Genomic DNA, 20,258 nt, shown 5'->3' with positions numbered 1-20,258 from the left:
CGGCCGCGTCGCGAATCCTCGAGCGCCTAGTACGCGCGCCTCGCAGTCTGCGGCGGGCTCAAGGGCGACGGCGTGGGATCACTTACCCATGCGGCGGCACTGGCGACCCAATCATGGACGGCGCGAGGACAGATTGCACTGTGTATCCCAAAGAGATCGAGGAGGGGAGCACATGCTGGGCATCCCACCCTTCATGGGCGACGTGGTGCTGATTCGGGGGTCGTCGTTGATGTCAACCCAGATGCGCTCGAGCTCCGGATGCATCGGGCCGCCTGCAGCATTGAGCGTGTCGGGCCGATTGAGCGTGACGACGCACACGCCGTCGTCGTCGATGTCGACCTTAAGATACTGGTGGCCCTGTTAGTCCATGCTGGTGCGAGTGAACCTGACTGGCTCATCGTAAGTGCCATAAAGACGCCTGGGTGAGTGCCCAATCGATTGATCACATGCGTGCTGGAATGATCATCGACAACGGCTCGGCATATCGCTCTCGGCTGTTCACCACGACCTATCAGTAAGCGTCCGCCCAACCCACCTTGACGACCACGGCCGATGGTGAGTGGAGTCAGGCTATGGGTGACCCCAGAACGGTGCGCAAGGATGAAGGGAACCAGCAAGCCAGCCCCACCACCAGTGTCGTGGAGGCGAGCTGAGCGCGCGGGCTGGCGCACAGAGACAGCCGGAAGGCGTGAGAGATCGAAGCCAAACGGCCAGGACGACCGCGTCGGCCTGGGGCGAAGCCCGTAGAGCCCGACGGCAGGAACTGCCGGCAAGCACGTCACCCGTCTTCAGCGTTCCTGAGAAGGCACGGTCTGCAACAATTCTCCGCACAGGAAACCATTGCAAATCATGCCCCGGCACTACCTCAACGTCCCCTTCGCCCAGAAGGACGCCGCCAAGTCGCTTGGCGCGCGCTTCGACGGTGCGGTCAAGCGCTGGTACGTCGAAGACGGACGTGACCTGACGGTATTCGCCCAGTGGTTGCCCGCATCGGTCAGCACGTCCGCTTCATCAGCAGAACTGGCGCTTCCGACAACCGCGGGCGCGCTCGCCCTCGCCGCCGGCAAAGGCATCTCCCTCTCGCACCTGTTGGGCGGGGTCGCCAACGCAGTCGCCCAGGCCTTCAACAAGGGCGTCTGGACCCTGGTCGAGGTGGTCGAAGCCCGCGCACGCGGCCACGTCTACCTTGAGCTGTCCGAACGCGACAGTAGCGGCCAGCCCATCGCCAAAGCCCGCGGCGTCATCTGGAGTTCAACCGCCTCACGCATCCTCCCAGAGTTCGAGGAGGCCACAGGCGCCGTCATCGGTGCCGGCATCAAGCTTCTGGTGCGTGCCCGGCCGGTCTTCAACGCCCAGTACGGCTTCAGCCTCGACATCGATGCCATCGATCCCGACTACACGCTGGGCGACCTGGAAGCGCGCAAGAAGGAGATCCGGGATCGGCTGCAAAAGGAAGGCGCCTTCGACCAGAACCGCCGCCTGGCGCCGCCCTGGGACTACCGAACAATCGTCGTGGTCGCCCCCGAAGACGGCGCGGGCCTCGGCGACTTCCGCAAAGAGGCCGAGCGGCTGGAACGCTTCGGCATCTGCCGCTTCATCTACGTCCACAGCCGCTTCCAGGGCGAAGGTGCCGCCCGCGAGATCGTTTCGGCCATGGCAATGGCGCTCGAACAAGCGAACAAGTCCACCCCACCCGACGCCATCGCGCTCATCCGAGGAGGCGGCGCTGTCAACGACCTGGCTTGGCTCAACGACTACGACCTGGTTCGCTTCATCTGTGATCTGGACATCCCGGTCCTCACCGGGATCGGTCATGAACGCGACAACACGCTGCCCGACGAGGTCGCCCACACCCGCTTCGACACCCCCAGCAAGGTGATCGCGGGCATCGAGCAGCACATCCTGCGACGCGCGCGCGAGGCCAGCCGCGCCGCACAGGAAATCTTCGCCGCGGCTTCCCGCATCGCCCAACGCGCGAAGAGCGAGACGGAGCGCTACGACGCGCAGGTCCGGGCGGATGCCAGGACCCATTTGAGCCGCGCCCGACAGTTCAGTGCCGAAACCCTGCACCAACTGCAGGCCGCCGCGCTGCACCAGATCCATGACGCCAGGGTGAGCAGCACGGCCCTCCTACACCAGACCAACACCGAAGCAGCACGGCATGTGTCCTCGGCGCGGCAGCAGGTGCCCGCGCTGATGAACGACATCCGCGTCCACTCACAGGACCAGGTCGGCGCTGCACGCAGCAGGACAGATCTGAGCTTCCAGGCAATCACGGCCGAAGGCGGCGCGACGGTACGAACCACGCGACAGTCTGTGACTGACCAAATGCAGCGCCTGGCAGAGCGCGCGCAGGGTTCGGTTCAACAGGCACGGGCTGGTGCCGAAGCCCTCATGCGCGAAGTAACGGGCCAGGGTCCGGAGAAGACGCTCAGCCGCGGCTTCGCCATCGTCCGCGCGCCCGACGGCCAACCCGTCACCGACACCGTCCAGGCCCAGGCACTCACCACCATCGACATCCAGTTCAGAGACGGCCGGATCAACGCACAGCCGGCCGGCTAGACACGAAAGACAAGCCCATGACGACCAGCTTTAGGGAAGCGTACGGCGTGCTGCAACGCCATGCCGAGACCCTGCGCACGCAGGACGAACCCAACATTGACGACCTGCTGACCATCGTCACTGAATCGGTGAGTGCTTATAAGGTCTGCAAGCAGCGCATCGATGCCGTGGAGGAGGCCTTGAAGGCTGCCCTCGATGGCGCCGGCGTCGAGGTCCCGCCCTCGCCTGCCGCGCCCTTTCCCCGGCCTGCAAGCCCTGCCCCTGCGAAAGCGCCCGGCCCCACCGGTCAGACAGCCGCTCCCGCGGCTTCGTTCGACGACATGGATGACGACATCCCGTTCTAGCGGCTCATCGGCAAGGACCATGAAGAGACATCCATCTCTCGCTCTCGGCCAAACATCCTGAAGCTAGTTGACTGCCGGAATGCCCATGGCGTTGAGCGTAGGCGTCGTCATCGTGCCGGTCTTCTGCAAGCCCTTGATGTCCTGGAAATAGCGCAGCGCCTGTCGCGTGTCTTCGTTCATCGCCCCATCCACCGGTCCGTCATACAGCCCCAGCCCCCTGAGCTTGATCTGCACGCGCATGATCTGGAGACGTAGCTTTTCCGAATGGGTCAGTTCCTCCCGCGCCGCCGCGGAGTTGCCGGGGACAGTCTGCCCAGGTCGCGCGGCGGACCCGGGAGCTGAGAATCGACTAGTCGCGTTCCCGGGAGTTGCTTCGTACTGCGATGAAGCCCGCGAAGGCGTGGGTGCTGTCGCTGGTGCAGGCTGCACATAAGACGGAGCGAGTGCAGGACTCGGAGCCACATAGGCCGGAGCACGATAGCTCGAACTGCCGCCGCCGGAACCCGAATAGTGCGAGCTGTGACTCGAGTGGGACCGATGACTGGAATGGGAGCGATGACCCGCAAACAGGTTGTCGGCTTCCAGGTTCAATGGCCGCAGCGGAACGGCCCCGGTCGCGTCCAGCGGCTCGATCTCCGCTTTGGGGCCGGGAACCACTGACAGACTCTTGGTGGTCATCAGAGGAATACTGGCAACGAACAGCGAGAGATTGCGGATGAACTTGCTCATGCGATGACTTCCCCTGCCTCGATGGCTTTCAGTGGCGCGGGCTTCCAGCCTTTCTCGTGCCACGCGAACAGCCCCGCGCATCTGGCCTTGACGGCGCACCGGTCGCACTCGCTGGCGTAGACGTTCTTCCAATCGGAGATGCTCCGACTGGCAACGGGCCACAGCGTCCGGGGTAGCGCGCAGAGCGGCGCATTCATGAATAAATGAGGAACGGCATGGCGCCGGAGCACGCGTGCCGCCTGCTCCAGCGTACTGCCCCACGCGCTCAGATCCACCTCGCACAAGGCGCGGTTGGCCAGCGCGAATCCAGTCGGCTCACACCCCATCAAGGCAACTTCGTGAACAAAAGGCAAGTTACGGCCAATGAATCCTGCCAGCTCCGGCAGGACCTGCAACACAGGTTCGATCAGCACGATGCGAAGCTGAATGGCCTGACAATTCGCCTGAAGCGCCAGCAGTCCAGCCAACGTCTCGTCATAGGCGCCATGCGCCTGGACCACGAAGTCATGCACGAAGTCGGCATGACCATAGAGCGGAACCAGCCATCGGACCGGCACCGACAGCCCGTCAAGAATCGTCGACACCACCTTCGGATCGGCAAACAGCCGCCCGTTGGTCAACACCTCCACCCGGGTCCGTGGATGGTGTTGGGCGACGGCATCGAGCACCCGCCGGAGTCCAGCCCCTAACAGCAGAGGCTCGCCACCGGTCAATCCGAGCACGTCCGGCGAATGGCGCAGATGGCGGATGGCGTCGACGGCCTCCTCCACCAGCCAACTGTCGTCTCCCGGCGTGGGCGGCTGCGAGCACATCAGACAGTAGCTGTTGCACCGGTTGGTCATGAACAACGCGTGGTGCGTGTCCGACTCCCGCATCAGCACGACGGCCTCGTCCCTATCGGGATGCGGCACAACGACGTCACCGTCCTGAAGCGCCGCACTTTGAACCCAGGCGACGTTGGCAAGCGCCGCATCTTTCAGCGCTTCGACGCCAGCCCGCTCCTCCTTGGACTCGACCTTCACCAGAAAGCGAAGGTGAGGCGTCCATTCGGCGCCGACCTCGGCATAGCCGACCACCCGATGCACGAGCACTTCGCATCCCGGCTGGAACGTGGCCCTAAGCTTGCGCATCAGACCTGGGTCTCCGCCGTCGGGCGTGCCCACGCGTGGAAAAGGTCCAGCAAGGTCTCATCCGCCGTACGCACCGCCATGAACATGGCATCGAACATGCCCAGGTGACGTTGGCAATGCTCGGTGTTATGTGGGGGGACAAAGGGCGTGCCGAACTGCGCCTGCGCATCCACGGGATTCGGGGCACAGAAGAGGCTGTAGGGGCAAGCCTGGCACGCAGCCATGCCGTCCACCTTGCTGGCCTTCACGAGCTCGGCCCGTGCGGGCGAAACCAGGAGCGCCTCGAGCGGCGTTCCGATCCGCCCCATGCGCAGCGAGGTGTCGCCAGTCTCGGCCATCATGCGCGCCTCGTCACTGGGATAGATGTAGCCGTCATAGTTGTAGACCAGCACGCTGGCGCCGGCGCTGGTCGGGCTCTGCAGGTCCACATAGCCGGCGTCGAAGGTGGACAGCATCTTGTTGAGCAGGATCGACGCATAGACCTCGCGGATCACCACGCCTTGCTGATTCCAATGCAGCACGCGCTGCAGACCTCGCTGGTAGAAGCGGAAAAAGTCCTGCACCGAGTAGCCCAGCAGAGCCTGGTTGCGTTTGGCGAAACCATAACTGCTCAGCGGCCGCAGAAAGATCTCGCCGAATCCCAGCCGAACGTACTCGTCGACGATGGCTTCCGGCTGATCGAGTGACGCCTTGGTCGTGGTCATCAACGCTGCCACTGCGTCCACCCCGATGTGCCTTCGCGCCAGATCGACACCGGTCAACGTCCGCTCGTATGCATCGCGCCCGGGAATCGGCCGGTTGCGGTTGTGCAGATCGCGCGGGCCGTCGATGCTGGTGGACAGGTAGACCCCATGGGTCTTGAAGAAATCGCACATCGCAGCATCGAGCTGATGCAGCGTCGAGGCGACGACAAAGCGGATGCGGCGTCCCTCGAACGCGTTGCGAGCCTGGATGCGCAGGATGGCGCGCTCGATCAGGTCGAAGCGCAGCAGCGGATCCCCGCCCTGAAACTCCACGGTCAACGTGGATGCCGGGCTTTCGAAGATCGTGTCGCAGGCGGCGTCCAGGTCAGCCGTCGAGAGGGTATGGCCCTGGTCATGCAGCGAACGACTGACCTGGCAATAGCGGCAGGAGTGGGCACATTGCAAGGTCGGCACGATGATGTGCAACGCAGGCCCCGCGGAGACCGTCTCTCGCTTCGCCGCGACCCGCGAGTTCATCAACCGGCGCATGCCCGCCGACGGCGCACTGTCACCAAGCAGGAACCGCGCACGCAGTTCGGCCTGCCGTCGCAACGGCAAGCTCGCCGGAGACTGCTGGAACTGATCGAACTCCTCAGCGGAGAATAATGCGTGGTCACCACTGCGCGCTGTGGCCACGACAAAGCCATCCGGCAGCACACGACTGCGAAAGGGCTGTACCTGGGTCACGTACGCCACGGCCTATGCCCTCGCAGCACCCTGCGGAAAACAGGCTGCCCGCAGCCGCCTCATATCGACCGCGTGCCTTTGCAGCCAGGATAGCCAGAGCATCCCCAGAACGCATTCCCGGCCGACGCTCCGCGCTTCGCGACACGGCGAAGCATTGCTTTCGAGCAGACCGGACACAAGGGCGCCCCACCGCGAGCGGAAGAAGCAGCGACAGCCTCACCATGTGCAGGCTCGGACACAGCTGGCGAAATGGACCGCCCTCGGCGAATCAAGTGAAGCAACGCGGGGCCGTCGATCAGGCGGATGTTGCGACCACTGGCAAAAGCCTTGGCCTCCTCGGTAAACCGCCCAGACGTCACGACGAAACCACCTGCCGCGCCGCGCGCCGCCATGACACCGTACAGCTCGCGAACCACGGTCACTCCGACCTTGAACGCTCTCCATTGCTTGCACTGGACCAGAAACTTCTCGCTGGCCTTGATGAGGACGAGGTCGATTCCGCCGTCAGGCCCGCCGCCACCAACTTCCGAAACCGCGTAGCCATGCTGCCGAAAGCCCTCACCCACGAGCAGTTCGAACTCCCTCCAACCCATTCCATCCAGCGCGTCCGCAGCATCACTACGAGCCACAGAGCCGATCAGCGTCCGGCGTTCACGGCGGCGAATCGCCGAGGCGAGTGCCCCCATGACGCAAATGAAGGGAACGATGTATTGGCCTGCGTAGGCCAAGCCGCGCCAGATGCCGCTGGTGGCAAGCTGGCCGATGTCCTGCGGCGTCTTAGCGAGGGGCAGCGGCGAACTCGCCACCGCATGCAGCAAGAAATAGCTCAGCACGGCCAGCCCGATCCCGGCCCACCAGGGCAGCATCGCGACCAAGTCCATCAGGTCTTCGGCCGTACTCGCTCTTCCTCGTCTCCGCATCATGGCGCTCTCCTCAGGAGGCAAGCTACCTCAATCGGAAACATTTCGCAATGATTCAGAGCTGGCACTTTCCCGAGCCTTAGGAATGACGGCTGTGCAGCGGAAGCAGACCTCCGGGCTATCCTCCCGACCGGCCGGTTCCGGCCAGAAGCGGACACTCGCGAACGTCATGATTTTTGCTACCAGAACAGCGAGAACAATTGGGCTGCTGTGCTTGAGCCTTCTCCTGACCTACGGGGCGAGCGCTGAGTCAACGTGCGGCATTGTGCGAGTTCCAGGGGGTTCGCCGCACAGAGCTGGCCCACCGCAGTCGACGGTTGAATTGGTACCAGCCAGTAGTTCCGGCCGCCCAGACTACCGGCGAGTTCACCCGAAGCAAGACGTGAGCGGCATGCAGGAGTTCTGGCTTGCCCAAGACAGCCTCGCAAGTACTGCGGATGTTGAGTCTGCCGAGGCCGTACTGGACTGCGACGAGCCGGCAGTGCTTCTCACCTTCGACAGGGATGCGACCACAAGGCTTGCAAATTGGTCAGCTGGGAATAGGGGAGGCCTCTTGGCGGTGCTCGTCGATGGCAATCCCAGCATAGTTGCAAGTGTCAAGGGCACGCTTGGTGGGAAGATAGCTCTGCGACTTTCAAGTGGCAAACTGGACGAGGCCGAGAAGATGGTGAGCCGGCTCATGGGTGCAAAGCGCTAAGTGCCCGCCCTCGCTGAATATTGATCATAGTCAGCCACCGCGCAACTGACTCCTCCAGATGGGTGGCGGCAAGTTTCGTGGGGTGCCCGATGATTGCGGCCTCCGGTGACTACGTCAGTCTCGTACGGTTCGATCAAGCTCAACAAGCTTGAGTCGGTGTCAATGAAACCGGCAGCAGCCCAGGGCCACGAGACTGATCTCGGAGAGAAGACTGTGTGCGGATAAGCTACAGGTGGCAACATCAACTTAGGACAGAAGTATCCGCTCGACCGTTGACCAGGGGCGGGGCCCGCCATTCGCCGGCCGCATCGAAAACCTGCTCGAGGTTGGCCCGCGTCTCCCGCGAGGGCGAGAGACCGAAGGTGGGCTGGTTGCAGAACTAATAAAACACTGAGGAGCGGAAATTGACCAAGGAGCAGATCGGCTCTCTGGCGCCACTTGCGATATTCATTGCGTTCGTGGCCGGGTGCGCGTGGGTCGTTGGGCGCCTGACCCGACAAAAGGTGACAGAGGTCCAGAGGCTGTACGGGACGGGAGGCTGGCTCGGCTTCTTCCTGGTCGTTTCTTTCGTCCTTTCGCCACTACTCAGCATTGGCTCTCTCGTCAGGAACTTCGAAACGGCTGAAACCCGCACGCCGGGCGTCCTGGGACTGCCAGGCTATGTTCCGTACAAGGCGTTCTGCTGGTGTCTGGTGCTGGGCGTCATCGGCTGGCAAGTCTGGATGGCCAACCGGCTGCGCACGAGGTTCGAGCCGGACAGCGTTGCGCATGCCAAGCGATACCTTGCCATCAGTCCTTTCGTCATGTACCTGGGCGACGTGGGCGCTGCCTGGACGTTCCTGAACGTGAACGGCGCAGGGGAGGACATAGCACAAACAGTGCGCGCCTTCTTTTCAAGCTTCCTCTGGTACCTCTACTTCACCAACTCAGAGCGAGTGAGGAATACCTACTTCGGTGCCAAGCAGACCGAGGACCAGGAGCCGCTCAAGTCCCTGCGCGCGCGCAGGGCGCCGGGAAACGCTCGAGGACCGGCAAGACCCGGTGTTCGCAGAGGCGCCTTTGCCCGGCCCGCCTGCCTCCTTGCCATCGCGGACGGCGCCTGCCCTGGCCGCCATCCCTGTTGCTGAGGAAGCCGAACAGGTCTGGTGGTACGCCGAAGGTGAGAACAGAGGCGGCCCAGTGTCCGCGGCGCAACTCGAAGAGCTCCTCCAGGCGAGAACCATCAGCTTGAACACGCAGGTCTGGCGCGAAGGACGATTGGCCTGGAAGGCGCTCCACCATGTCCCGGAACTGTCCAGGGGGCGGGCCGCGCCGCCCGTCGATGACGAGCCGGGGTTCGTCAAGCAGGATCGGTTGCGCGAACGCACGGCGGGCGCGCCGCTGTGGACCATCGCGATCGTGCTGGCCGTGTTGCTGGTCTGGTTTGGCCTCGCCTTTCACCTTCCCGAGAGGGCTTCGCTGCCCTACGCGTTCGGCGTCGGCCTTGGCGCCCTGTTGCTGCCGGTTGGAGGGGTCGCCATCTTCTCGCTCTGGAGCGACTACCCGAGCCAGCGCACAAGCCTCCAGGTCTTCGTCGGATGCTGCACTGTGCTGCTTGCGGTCTCTGGGGTAAGCACGCTCGTGACCCGCGGCTACGCGGAGCGTTGGTTCAATAGGGACAACTTGACTGCAGAGGATCTCCGCTCTCAGGCCAACAAGTGTGTTCAGTTGCGCGATCTGCGCTGCCAGGAGGCAAGCTGGCGCGAATACGTGCGGCTTCGACCTGATGATGCCGTCGGCGCCGCACGCCTGGGTATGGTTCTGAATCTGCGCGACAAGCACGAGGAGGCCCTCGTTCACCTGAAGAGGTCGCTGGACCTCGGAGCAGGCGCATACGACCTCTTCGCGTTCTACGCCGACAGCCACGATAAGCTTGGTCACACAGGAGATGCCATCGAATGGTCATACAAGGCGCTGTCCGTGGCGCCGAGCCTGGTGGACGTCAGAGGGCACTTGGCCAGCCTTCTGCTCAAGACAAATCGGCCTTACGAGGCGCTGTCTCTGCTGCAGGCCTACGACAACCAGTTGGAAGCCAAGGGCGGGCGGCCGTACTTCGTGGCGCAGCGGATTTCCATAGAGACAGCCATCGAGCAGGCCGAGCCTGAGAAGAACGTGGAGCGCACGGCGCTGCGTCTACCGGCTTTCAGTGGCCACTTCTTCGCGCCGGTAACTCTCGGCTCCAGCAAGCCGCGAGCCTTCATGGTCGACACCGGTGCCAGCCGGACGAGCCTCAGCGACACGGTGCTGCGTGAGACGAAGGCGGTCTATCGCGTGACTGAGCCGCAGGTGAACATGAGGACGGCCGACGGCAGGGTGGCGCTGGCGAGAGGCATCGTCATCGAATCAATGAGGGTCGGCCCATTCGAGCTCAAGAACGTGCCGGCCATCGCCTGCGCAGATTGCGCATCGCTGCTGGGCCAAGCCAGCCTGGCGCACTTCGACATGCAATCAGTGCGCGCGCAGGGTGTGGAATTTATGCTGCTAGCGCGTCGCGGGCCGCAGTGAGGGGCCATAGCAGAGGTGCTCCCATTCGGCGCCTACGTGAGGAAAGCCCGGGCGCTAGTCAGCCTCTAAGCATGCTTGGCCAACGAAGCGCAGAACCGATGGGACAGCGGCGCGAACTTCGCGGAAGTCAGATATCAGGCGATTTGGGCCCGGATGCTGTATGACAGCGTACGGCCAGAAGCAGCCGTTCGCATCACCGACACAATCAGGCCAGAAGCTCACCTTCCCGCCCTTCCTTCAGTTCACCAATCGCCATGAACGACTTGCCGAGTGCCATCCACGCCAATATCAAGCAGTTTTGCGCTGACGGGGACGCGCTTGCTGAGCAGCGGCGCTATAAAGAGGCAATCGCGACGTACAACAAGGCTTGGGCGTTGGTGCCAGCACCGCAGGCCGATTGGGAACCCAGTACCTGGATCCTCGCCGCCATAGGCGACGCATGCTTTCTCGGCGGTTTCTTCGTCTCAGGTTCAGAGGCAATGGAGTACGCGATGCGCTGTCCAAGTGGTTTCGGCAACCCCTTCCTTCATCTGCGCCTCGGCCAATGCGCACTTGAGCGAGGGCAAGAGAAAGTGGCAGCAGAACATCTGACAAGAGCGTACATGCTGGAAGGAAAGGAGATATTTGCTCTAGACGACCCCAAGTACTTCGCGTTCTTGAAAACGAAGCTTGCTCCGCCCGCTTCCGGCGTGTGGTGACGTACTACGCTGCGGGCACCCTGCGGCCGTCGTGCAGAATTCGGCCAGAAGCGGACACTGCTACCGAATGCGTTACCAACTGTTATAAGCTTCGCGCATGACGAACGCGAATTCAGGCGGCGAACCGAGCCTTCAGGACGTTCTCTCCTTGTTCAAAGACAGGAGCGGAGACGAGACTGGAGGACAGCATGCTGTCCGTGGGTTCAGCTTTCAGGTCTGGCAAGCTGTGCTTGAGACCCTAAAGGCACATGCGACCGGCGAGGACTATGCCGTCGTACTTGAATGGCAGCAGGACATAGCGGTGCTTGACTCGTCCAAGCAGCCCACGCGCGTCACGTTCATCCAGCTCAAGAAGAACGAATCGACGCACCACTGGACCTTGAATGGACTGCTGGCACCACCGCCGGCACCTGCGGCAAAACTAGTGCAGGCGAACATCGACGAGACAGGCGCAACGGCCGCACCGAAGCGACGGATTCTCCTTCGCTCGCGCAAGCCGGGACAGTCCCCGCTGGCCAAACTGTATTTCCACCGCCAGCGCTTTTCTGCGCTCACGCGGCCTCCGGAACTCATCTTCGCTTCGAACGCACCGTTCTACGTTGGAGTCGGGGACGATGACCAAAACGAAACGGTGACCGCAGTAGAGCTATGCGACTTGCCAGCCGCATCAGTCGCCAAAGTCCAAGAGGCTTTTCGCAAGCAACTTGAAGTGCCTGAAAACGAAGCGATTGCCCTTGATGGCTTCCGCTTGACTGTGACCAACTGTCCCACTGAGGAAGCCCACAAGTTTGCCATTGGCGAGTTGGTGGAGCTGTGTCAGCTCAAGAAAATTGAGCCGCAAGTCAATGCCCCGTTCATTGCCATCTGTCTCGTAGCGTCGTATGTGCAGCAGCGAGCCGGCAAGCGAGCCTACGCCAAGGACTTCGCGGGCCTGCTTGAGCGCGCTGTTACGAGGGCTGAGGTGACTCAATACTTCGCTGCAGCCAACGACACCCACGTTCGAACACAAGACTTGGTCGCGCAGGTCATCGCGCGGCTGAATGCCGAGGTGGCTGACTACGAGATGGTCCAGGAGATGGAGGCTGCGGTGAACACCGCTTGCGCGGAAGTCACCAATCGCGCCAGCGTGGTCTGGCTCACTGCCCAAGTGCTGGTCGACCTATACATCAAGAACAACCAATACAAAGCCAACGGAGACCTCAAGGCTCGACTGCCGGCGTGGCTGGCGGACCTGCGCATGATGAAGGTTCGGGACTCACACCTGTACTCCGATGGCTTCCTCTACTGCCTGATGGCGATGACTCTCAAAAATGCACAACCACTCCGACACCTTTCAACTGCTGCGGCTGGTTCGCAACCTGAGGCAGCATCATGAGCCCCATCGTGGTATTCAACGAGCTTTGGCTGCTGTCCGAAAGAGACGCGAGCGCGAGGCAGCTGAAATTTCATCCTCGACGCAACCTGCTGGCGGGCAATAACGGCACAGGCAAGTCGCGTGTCCTGAAGCACCTAGTTTGGGCGCTCGGCTGCGAACCGGCAAGACGTGCCGCGGGCGAGTTCGACGCGAACGTGGTCGCAGCTCTTGAGCTGTCTGTTGGCTCGTTGGGGAAGTTCATCTTCCTGCGGCAAGGTCGCAAGCGCGCCGCATTCGATGACCTGGGACTTCTTGTATTTGCGACCGAGTCCGGCTCGAAGTGGAGTGAGTTCTTCTCTGAGACCTTCGGCTTCAAGCTAATGCTTCAGCGCAAGGAGGAAGGTGAGTTTGGCTTGGCTGGGCCCGACTACGCCATGCTTCCGTTCTACATCGACCAAGACAGCGGATGGGGCCCGAAATGGGCGACCTTCCCGTACCTGGGCCAGTTCGTGAAGTGGCAAACGCCGCTCTTCTCGTCATTTACCGGGTTGAAGACCGCGGCCTACCTTGACGCCCAGGTGCATCGAGAGCGGTCGGCCGTTCAGCTCAAGACCGCTAAGGTGCACTTGAAGCTACAGGAGACTTCCTACAAGCGTGTGGTGGAAATGCTCCCAGCGGAAACGACCACTCTCGACGAAAGCCAATTCGCTCACGAGCTTCGCGAGGTGTCGGATTTGACGAAGAAGTTGCGCGACGAACAAGACGAGGTACGCGCGGACCTATTCAAGCTTGCTCAGAAGCGGCAGCAGCTCACGGCCGAGTTGAACATGGCTCTGGCCAGCGAACGTGAACTCGTCGAGGACCAAGCTTTCCTCGCCGACTATTCAGACGACGAGTCACTGGTCTGCCCCACTTGCTCGCACGTCCATACGGCGACTTTCCACGCACGACAAGCGCTTGCCACCGACGCGCACGACATCCACGAAGTGGTCATTCGGTTGCAAACGGCAAGAGACAAGCTGCAAGGTGATGAGGTGGCCCTCCAGACCAAGCTCAATGCTGTCGCACAGCGCCTACGCTCGCTGAACGAGTCTCTGACGGTTCAGCGCGACGGCCGACCGGTGGCTGACGTAGTGGTCGCAAAAAGCCTGTCCGTACTCAAGGATGCCTACGACGTCACACGCCGCGATCTCGCGGCGGAACTTGACATTGCCACTGAAGAGTTTCAGGAGTACGACAGCAGGCTCAAAGATTTGGCCGACAAGGAACGAGAGAAGCGGATTCGTGCATCGTTTAAGGAAGACCTGATTTCCTACGCAGATATGCTCGACATCGCCAAGGTCGAAATCGCTGCGAAGGTGACGATTGGCACGCGCTCGCCGAACGCAAGCGGGAGCTACGCGCCACGCGCAGTATTGGCAAACCACCTTGCGTTGCTGTCGGCTCACTCGAAGTACGGCGACGGCCCCATCTTTCCGTTCATCGTCGATACGCCGCAACAGTCGGGTCAGGATCCTGTGAGCCTCGGGCGGATGCTCGACACCATCCTGGAGCGAGTTCATTCGGGCCAAACCATGGTCGCGACCGAGTCGATTCCGGACAACTGGGTGCCGCCTGACGACTGCAGCATCCTGGAATTCGGCGTCAAACGTCACGTTCTGCTGGAGGAGTCTTTTCGTCCAGGCGTCGAGGCGCTCAGCGGCATGGTCAAGGCAATGCACGACGAACTACTGAAGCAAGCGCCAGTCGCCGACGAGCCTGTCCAGGACGGAGACATCCCTGTTGCCGACGCCGGAGAAGACGAGGACGAGTGACCGTCACGAGGGCTGCAATGCAGCGGAAGCGGTCCCTCGGGCTATCCTTGCGGCCCGCCGCTGTCGGCCAAGAGCCGACGCTCGGGTGGGCAGCTCAAAAGCTGTCTGCTACAGTCCAGTTACAAATCAATTGGAGCGAGGGCTCGTATGCGGAACACATCGTTGGTGCGCCTGCACCGAGGTATCGCAGCTTTCTATTTGGCCGTCTTTCTCTTCATCGTCTACGCGGTGGTGACTAGGTCAACGGCTAGCTTGGACGGGCTTTGGATATTGGGCTTTATTGCGGCCGTTCCCATTGGTCTTCATCTTTGGGCGGCACACGGCGCGAAGGCTGGGTCTGGTTGGGGGAAAGCGCTGTCGCGGGTATTGGGCACCCTGCTCCTCATCGGCTTCCCGATTGGAACTGTGTTGGGCGGTCTGATCTGGGTGAAAACCAGCCAGAAAGACTGGCAAGTCGGATGAATCACCTTTGGCCAAAAGCAGACGCCAAGCCATGCCATCCGACCCCGAGTTCATTCGCTTTCTACCGGCGCTGGAGTCAGCGTACACGTCCTATTCAGGCTCGATGCCGGTACGCGAGATTCTTCTTGGTGCTCTAGATTGGCCGACCGGTTACTGGCCAGCGCTTGCCCTAGGGTGGCTGGAACAGGGCGCACCGATTGACTCCGAAATCGCCGCGAGGCTCGAAGCCATTGGACGTGGACAACAGTACGAGCAAAGAACTCGGCATCGTAGCGTCGCCATTCACAAGCGGTGCTCAGAGGCTAAAGAGTAGTGGCGCCGTGGATCTGGCATGTCTGCTCGCGGGTGCTCTGGCGATCTGCTTCGGGCGCCTTTGCGTGGTCATGACAGCCGGCTACAGTCGGCCACAACCTGTCATTCGACCGTGCCGCCCAATACTGCAAATAAGCTTGCCCGATGAAAAGGTTTGACGACGTTTCTCCCCTCTCGCGGCAAGACGCTGAGGACGCACTTGCCTCCCGGTCGTCGGCGGTGGTGTGTCGCGCGCTCATTGCCATCGCGTTGCACGAGCCTGATTGGCTCTGGGCTCAGGACCGCTGCTTGGAAGAGCTCTCCAACGCGGACCCAGACATCCGAGGTCTGGCCGCAACATGCCTAGGACACGTTGCAAGGGTGCATCGAAATCTGGAGAAGGCGCGGGCGGTGGCAGCACTGACACCGCTCCTTGCAGACCCAGCGGTCGCGGGAAGGGTTGAAGACGCGCTGGATGACATCGCGGCTTTTGCTTAAGACAGCCCGCGGCCACCAGCAGACGTTGAGGAATCAATGACTTTGAGGTACCAGCGCGAGGGATTCGCTCAAACCCGCGATGCGTTAGCTTGGGCTGGAGCCTACGCTCCCGACTTCAAGTTCGGCTTGACGCTTGCGGATGTGTTCGCGGGCCTGGAGCACGGGTACGAATCGGTCCGTTCGCTACTCAGAGACCCAGAACGGATTGCCCAGTGGGAAGCATCTCGGAGCAAGCTCAGAGCGGCACACGAGCTGTTCAAAGCCGGCGACGTGCATCGGGGGAAGCTCACGCTTCAGGAAGCCGAAGAAGGGTTCACCAGCCTTCGACGAATCAAGGGCAAGACGCCCACCCGTCAAGAACTTGGCGACACCGAGCATGGCGGAAATGAGCTCGACGAGTGACCGCTTTGCGCGGAGAGCAAAGTCCGCCTAGCGCCCTTCTCGTACGCCTGGCAGAGGGCTACAGTCGGCCAAAAGCAGTCACACGCTCCCGCCCCTACCTATGCCAATTTACGCAACGCTAAAGCTTCTAGAGGCTGGTCAAGCGGTCGACCACTTGAAGACCTGCGACTCACTACGCCGGATTCTCGAGACTGCCAAGTCGTACGATGGTTTGCTTTACATGAGCATCACCGAATTGCTCTTAGTCGAGGACCTGTACGGCAAACAGTATCCTCAGACGCCCGGGGACCAGACTGTTTGGGCAACCGCGGGATCCCGACAGGTGCTTGGCGAGAACGACTTCGGTGATCCGGAATTTTGTGGTTATGTGGGCACATGGAATGTCCCCCTGCTTCGTTGGTTGACTCAAGTGGCAATGGACGTGGCCGAGGAAATCGAGGTGAGCTACGACCACGAGCGCGGTGACATGCCCTACGAGTCCGCATGGTGGGCGGCCGGACCGACGAATGCAGAGGGTGCAGTCGAGGTATTTGGTGTGCAGAGGCACGATGGCATGCCCGAGCCCGAGTGGCGGATTGAGGCGCTGCGCATGTCAGACGGAACAACCAAGATTCGAAAGAGCTGATTAGCCGGTCTCCTCTTGCAGCTTTGGTCGCATCGAGACCTTCAGTGACCGTGCGCTTTGGGGCAGGACGACCGTCAGCTTTGGGCCCGTTGCCGTCCTTGGCACCTGCGCCCCGGAATGACTGGTTTTCGGCATCAAGCCGTCCTAGCCCCAACGTCGGCTTTCGCGGCGAGGCGAGGTTGCAGCGCCCGTCTGGATCGACAAGAACCCCTCGCATCGGATGTGGTTCCCAGGAAAGCGAACCGCCTGGGCGATAGAGAAGTTTGCACTACTTGCCGACTACGGGCCTCTCGCGCAATGTTCACGTAATGCTTGTTCGTACGCTGGGCGTCTTCGGTGCAGTGCACCAAAGGCGACCTCCTATGAAAGACTCTCCGGACTCGAGCAGACAACGCCAGCACGCTTGGACCCATGCCGTGGCTGTTCGAATGCGAACGCTCTGGCTCACCAAGATGCTAGGCACATCGCTGTCGATTGCCGCGTTCTTTCCCATCTATTTCTGGATCATGCAGGCGACGGCGTACAGGGCGGCACCTGTCCCCGTCACCGGACTGGATGCGTGGCTCGGCGTGCAGCAATGGGCGATCGTGCCCTACGCATCCCTTTGGCTCTACGTCTCATTACCTGCCGCTTTCGCAGCCAACAGGCAGGCCTTGCTGACCTACGCAAGCGGCGCGCTGGTCATGGTGGTCACGGCGATGTTCGTCTATTGGATGTGGCCAACGTATGTGGATGCCACGGGGATCGACTGGTCACAATATCCGCTGATGCAGTTTCTCAAGTCTTCCGATGCAGGAGGCAACGCTTTTCCTTCGCTCCATGTCGCCTTCGCTCTTTTCGCTGCGCGTGTGCTTCACAGCCAGCTTGCCAGCATCCAGGCGCCCGGCTGGACTCGATGGTTCAACGGCGCCTGGTGTCTGGCCGTCGTCTACGCCACGCTGGCAACGCGCCAGCATGTGCTGTTGGACGTCGCTGGCGGGATGGTCACCGGCTGGGTGGCCGTGCACTGGGTAGCGGGCGCGCACAAGCTACTCCGCGCGGGGCTGGACGAAGATTCTGCTGCGCAGCCATCATCTTCGGCTGCGAATCGAACGCGGGCTCGTTGAGAGCCGTGCTTACCGGCGCCCATGAAACTTCTTGTTGTCGAAGATGACGCCGACCTGGCTGCCGCGCTGGCCAGTGCACTGCGCGCCCAGAAGATGATCGTCGACGTGGCCGCTTCACTGCGGCACGCCAGTGAGCTTGTCTTTGCGGCTTCGTACGATGTCCTGGTCGTCGACCGCGGCCTTCCCGATGGAGACGGCCTCTCTTTGGTGGCGCAGGTGCGGGCGGCGCAGATGTTCATGCCTGTTCTGGTGCTAACTGCAAAGATCGAGGTGGCCGAACGGGTGCGAAGCCTGGACGGCGGTGCGGACGACTACTTGGCCAAGCCCTTCGCGATCGACGAGCTTCTGGCGCGGATCCGAGCGCTGGCCCGCAGGCCTTCAGTCGTCGCTCGCGATGTCGCCAAGGTGGGCAATCTGACGTTCGACTACGAAACGCGTGATGTCAGGATCGGCGACGACTACCTCGCGCTGCCAAGAAGAGAGTTGCTGGTGCTGGAAACGCTCTTGCTCTCCACGGGCCGCACCGTGGCGCGTAACCGGTTGGTCGACCGCGTCTATGCCGACGCGGAAGATATTCAGTCCAACTCGCTCGATGCGCATGTATCGCGTCTTCGCGCGAAGCTGGAGCAGATGAAGGCTCTGGTGGAGATCCATCCTGTCAGAGGGGTTGGCTACCTCCTCCGTGAACGAGCGAGGCGCACTTGAAGGCAGGTTCCTTGCGTGGTCGCCTGGTGCGCGTGCTCATCACGCTGCAGGTCGTCGCTGGCGTTTCGGTGCTCGCTGCCCTGGTCGCATGGTCCTGGGGCTCCGGCCGGATGGTCGACGAAAGCGGTGCACGGATTGCGAAAGTCCTGGGTGAAGCCATCTTGCGAGCGGAAAGCGGCGAACTGGTGCTTGAGCCGAACGCCCGGACCCGCGAAGTCTTTGACAAGGCTCCCGACTACTGGTTCATTGCGCGCGACGAGGCGGGCCATGAACTGCAACGCGGCAATGTGCCACCGCGCTATGTGGAGCTCGCACGTTCAGCCAAGGGAATAGGGCGATCCGCGCTGGACTTGCTCGATGAAGAGCAGCGACCGCAGGCTCGCCTGGAACACATCGAATCGCCGAACGGAGCCTTCAATCTGGTGGTGCAAGCAGGCGGCCCCATGTCCGTGACCGAAACATTGAGGCTGTGGCTGTTTGCCTATCTGATTCTGATTGCACCGGTCACCATGGTGACGACGTTGGTGGTGGCTGTGGCCACGCCATTTGTCGTTAAGCGAACGCTTCGGCGAATTACCACTGCAGCGGCGCAGATCGAGCGCGTTGACATTGAATCCTTGTCGCAGCCGCTGCCTGGCGATCAGATCCCCTCCGAGCTTCGCCCCTTCATCAAGGCCGTCAACCGTGCGTTTCAGCGCCTTCGCGAAGCACACGAGCGTCAGGCGCGATTCCTGGCGGATGCCGCACACGAACTGCGCACGCCCATTTCCACCCTGCGCATTCAAATTGATTCGTTGCCGGATGCCCATTCGGAAAAGCTGATCCTGCAGCGCAACACGACCCGCCTGATGCTGCTTGCGGAGAACCTGCTGAACGTTCAGCGATTGAAGCGGCCTGTGGCGAACTTCCAACCGGTAGACCTGCAAGAACTGTGTGAGCAGGTCGTGGGTGACCTCGCGCCATTGGTCATCGCCAGCGGGTGCACCATCTCGCTGGAGCCCGGGCCAACGACGAAGGTCGATGCCGATTCACCATCGATCGAGCGTGCGCTCTCCAACCTGATTCTCAATGCCGTCGATCACGGCGGCAAAGGCTGTGAGATTCGTGTGTCGGTCGAGCGGCCAGCCACGCTGGTGGTCGACGATTCTGGGCCAGGCATCCCGGCGTCGCAGCGAGAGCGGGTGCTCGAGCCCTTCAAGCGATTCGGTTCATCGAGCCACGGTACAGGACTGGGGCTGTATCTGGTGACAGAGGTTGCCAAGCTCCATCACGGCGGGCTGAAGATCGGGGAATCGCCACTGGGTGGCGCGAGCGTGCGGCTCGCGATCGGCCAGGCTGCGGGCTCGCAGTAGCGCCTTCTCTCGCGCTTGCGCGCCTTGGCAGGCGCGTCGCTGGTTAGCGCAATGTTGAGGCAATGGGCTTGAGTGACGATGCACACGCGGACCTTGATCACTGGCCCATCGTCTGCATCGAACCCCGGCCGGATTGTTGGAGAGAAGTCTTGAAAGCCCTCACTGTTGCCATGCTCTGCTGCGCCCTTGCCACCGGCTGCGCGACCGATCGCCAGTCGCGCTCCGCGCTGCGCGGTGCGCTCATCGGGGCGGCGGGAGGCGCGGCCATCTCGGCCATGACTGGCGGTGATGCCATAGCCGGTGCCGCCGTCGGAGCGGTGGGCGGCGCAGCGGTCGGCGCCATCGTGCAAGACGGAAAGCAACGACAGGTCTACCAGGATGGACGTGGCCGCTACTGGCGCGACGACCACGGCCGGCCGCACTACATGCGTTGAAGCTCGCACGCCTTTGTTCAAGACGTTGACGAAGGCCGCCCGGCCGAACCTGGCGGCCTACGGCAACTTTTACGAGGTGGTCGCAAATCGGCTTTCTGCCATCTCGTGGATGCGCTGAAACGAAACGATGCACCGACGTTTCTTAACTCCGGTCACGGGGT

General features: G+C 62.0%; 19 protein-coding genes. 15 read left to right on the top strand and 4 right to left on the bottom strand.

What is annotated here, in order from left to right; translation table 11 throughout:
• The first annotated feature begins 849 nt into the window (after window positions 1–849).
• Both xseA and xseB read left to right on the top strand, forming a co-directional pair.
• Window positions 850–2,562 (top strand): exodeoxyribonuclease VII large subunit, encoded by a 1,713-nt coding sequence (gene xseA / locus L0984_RS14200; protein WP_234194266.1) that lies wholly within the window; start codon window positions 850–852, stop codon window positions 2,560–2,562.
• Window positions 2,563–2,579: 17 nt separating this feature from the next.
• Window positions 2,580–2,906 carry an exodeoxyribonuclease VII small subunit gene (gene xseB / locus L0984_RS14195; RefSeq protein WP_234194265.1) on the top strand — a complete coding sequence of 109 codons (327 nt, stop codon included), beginning with the start codon at window positions 2,580–2,582 and terminating at the stop codon, window positions 2,904–2,906.
• Between the two features lie 63 nt (window positions 2,907–2,969).
• Here xseB and hxsA read toward each other — a convergent pair whose 3' ends face one another.
• From hxsA to L0984_RS14175, 4 genes are read right to left on the bottom strand one after another with little or no spacing between them, the layout of a single operon-like run.
• A complete protein-coding gene (gene hxsA / locus L0984_RS14190) occupies window positions 2,970–3,635 on the bottom strand; it encodes a His-Xaa-Ser repeat protein HxsA (RefSeq protein ID WP_234194264.1) in 666 nt (221 codons plus the stop codon).
• Window positions 3,632–4,765 carry a His-Xaa-Ser system radical SAM maturase HxsC gene (hxsC, locus tag L0984_RS14185; RefSeq protein ID WP_234194263.1) on the bottom strand — a complete coding sequence of 378 codons (1,134 nt, stop codon included), beginning with the start codon at window positions 4,763–4,765 and terminating at the stop codon, window positions 3,632–3,634. Before hxsC ends, hxsA begins: the two co-directional genes overlap by 4 nt.
• Complete coding sequence (hxsB, locus tag L0984_RS14180; protein WP_234194262.1) at window positions 4,765–6,204, bottom strand: His-Xaa-Ser system radical SAM maturase HxsB; 1,440 nt, start codon at window positions 6,202–6,204, stop codon at window positions 4,765–4,767. The genes hxsC and hxsB overlap by 1 nt, the downstream gene beginning before the upstream one ends.
• Before the next feature lie 50 nt (window positions 6,205–6,254).
• The gene (locus L0984_RS14175; RefSeq protein ID WP_234194411.1) at window positions 6,255–7,115 is read right to left on the bottom strand and encodes a restriction endonuclease; all 861 of its coding nucleotides are present in this window, start codon (window positions 7,113–7,115) and stop codon (window positions 6,255–6,257) included.
• Window positions 7,116–7,497: 382 nt separating this feature from the next.
• Here L0984_RS14175 and L0984_RS14170 point away from each other — a divergent pair, with 382 nt between their 5' ends.
• The 13 genes from L0984_RS14170 to L0984_RS14110 all read left to right on the top strand — a co-directional run bounded on the left by L0984_RS14170 (window position 7,498) and on the right by L0984_RS14110 (window position 20,097).
• Window positions 7,498–7,812, top strand: a complete 315-nt coding sequence (locus L0984_RS14170; protein WP_234194261.1) for a SecDF P1 head subdomain-containing protein — start codon at window positions 7,498–7,500, stop codon at window positions 7,810–7,812.
• A 404-nt stretch (window positions 7,813–8,216) separates the two neighbouring features.
• Window positions 8,217–8,939: a DUF2569 family protein gene (locus L0984_RS14165; RefSeq protein ID WP_234194260.1), complete on the top strand. Its 723-nt coding sequence runs from the start codon at window positions 8,217–8,219 to the stop codon at window positions 8,937–8,939.
• On the top strand, window positions 8,854–10,356 hold the full coding sequence (locus L0984_RS14160) for a retroviral-like aspartic protease family protein (RefSeq protein WP_370645976.1): 1,503 nt from the start codon (window positions 8,854–8,856) through the stop codon (window positions 10,354–10,356). Before L0984_RS14165 ends, L0984_RS14160 begins: the two co-directional genes overlap by 86 nt.
• 254 nt (window positions 10,357–10,610) lie before the next feature.
• The gene (locus L0984_RS14155; protein ID WP_234194258.1) at window positions 10,611–11,054 is read left to right on the top strand and encodes a tetratricopeptide repeat protein; all 444 of its coding nucleotides are present in this window, start codon (window positions 10,611–10,613) and stop codon (window positions 11,052–11,054) included.
• A 97-nt stretch (window positions 11,055–11,151) separates the two neighbouring features.
• Entirely contained in the window at window positions 11,152–12,429 is a 1,278-nt protein-coding gene (locus tag L0984_RS14150; protein ID WP_234194257.1) for a dsDNA nuclease domain-containing protein, read from the top strand.
• On the top strand, window positions 12,426–14,222 hold the full coding sequence (locus tag L0984_RS14145) for a hypothetical protein (protein WP_234194256.1): 1,797 nt from the start codon (window positions 12,426–12,428) through the stop codon (window positions 14,220–14,222). Before L0984_RS14150 ends, L0984_RS14145 begins: the two co-directional genes overlap by 4 nt.
• Before the next feature lie 162 nt (window positions 14,223–14,384).
• Window positions 14,385–14,684 (top strand): hypothetical protein, encoded by a 300-nt coding sequence (locus L0984_RS14140; RefSeq protein WP_234194255.1) that lies wholly within the window; start codon window positions 14,385–14,387, stop codon window positions 14,682–14,684.
• 825 nt (window positions 14,685–15,509) lie between these two features.
• Entirely contained in the window at window positions 15,510–15,875 is a 366-nt protein-coding gene (locus tag L0984_RS14135; protein ID WP_234194254.1) for a hypothetical protein, read from the top strand.
• Between the two features lie 220 nt (window positions 15,876–16,095).
• The gene (locus L0984_RS14130; RefSeq protein WP_234194253.1) at window positions 16,096–16,500 is read left to right on the top strand and encodes a hypothetical protein; all 405 of its coding nucleotides are present in this window, start codon (window positions 16,096–16,098) and stop codon (window positions 16,498–16,500) included.
• Between the two features lie 428 nt (window positions 16,501–16,928).
• Entirely contained in the window at window positions 16,929–17,606 is a 678-nt protein-coding gene (locus tag L0984_RS14125; protein ID WP_234194252.1) for a phosphatase PAP2 family protein, read from the top strand.
• 21 nt (window positions 17,607–17,627) lie between these two features.
• Window positions 17,628–18,311 carry a response regulator gene (locus tag L0984_RS14120; protein ID WP_234194251.1) on the top strand — a complete coding sequence of 228 codons (684 nt, stop codon included), beginning with the start codon at window positions 17,628–17,630 and terminating at the stop codon, window positions 18,309–18,311.
• A gap of 26 nt (window positions 18,312–18,337) precedes the next feature.
• Complete coding sequence (locus L0984_RS29990; protein ID WP_234194250.1) at window positions 18,338–19,663, top strand: sensor histidine kinase; 1,326 nt, start codon at window positions 18,338–18,340, stop codon at window positions 19,661–19,663.
• Between the two features lie 149 nt (window positions 19,664–19,812).
• On the top strand, window positions 19,813–20,097 hold the full coding sequence (locus tag L0984_RS14110; protein WP_234194249.1) for a glycine zipper domain-containing protein: 285 nt from the start codon (window positions 19,813–19,815) through the stop codon (window positions 20,095–20,097).
• Window positions 20,098–20,258: the final 161 nt, after the last annotated feature.

The sequence above is a fragment of the Pseudacidovorax sp. NFM-22 genome (genome assembly GCF_021401245.1).
Taxonomy (GTDB): Bacteria; Pseudomonadota; Gammaproteobacteria; order Burkholderiales; family Burkholderiaceae_C; genus Xenophilus.
This window is presented reverse-complemented; position numbering and strand designations above follow the sequence as displayed.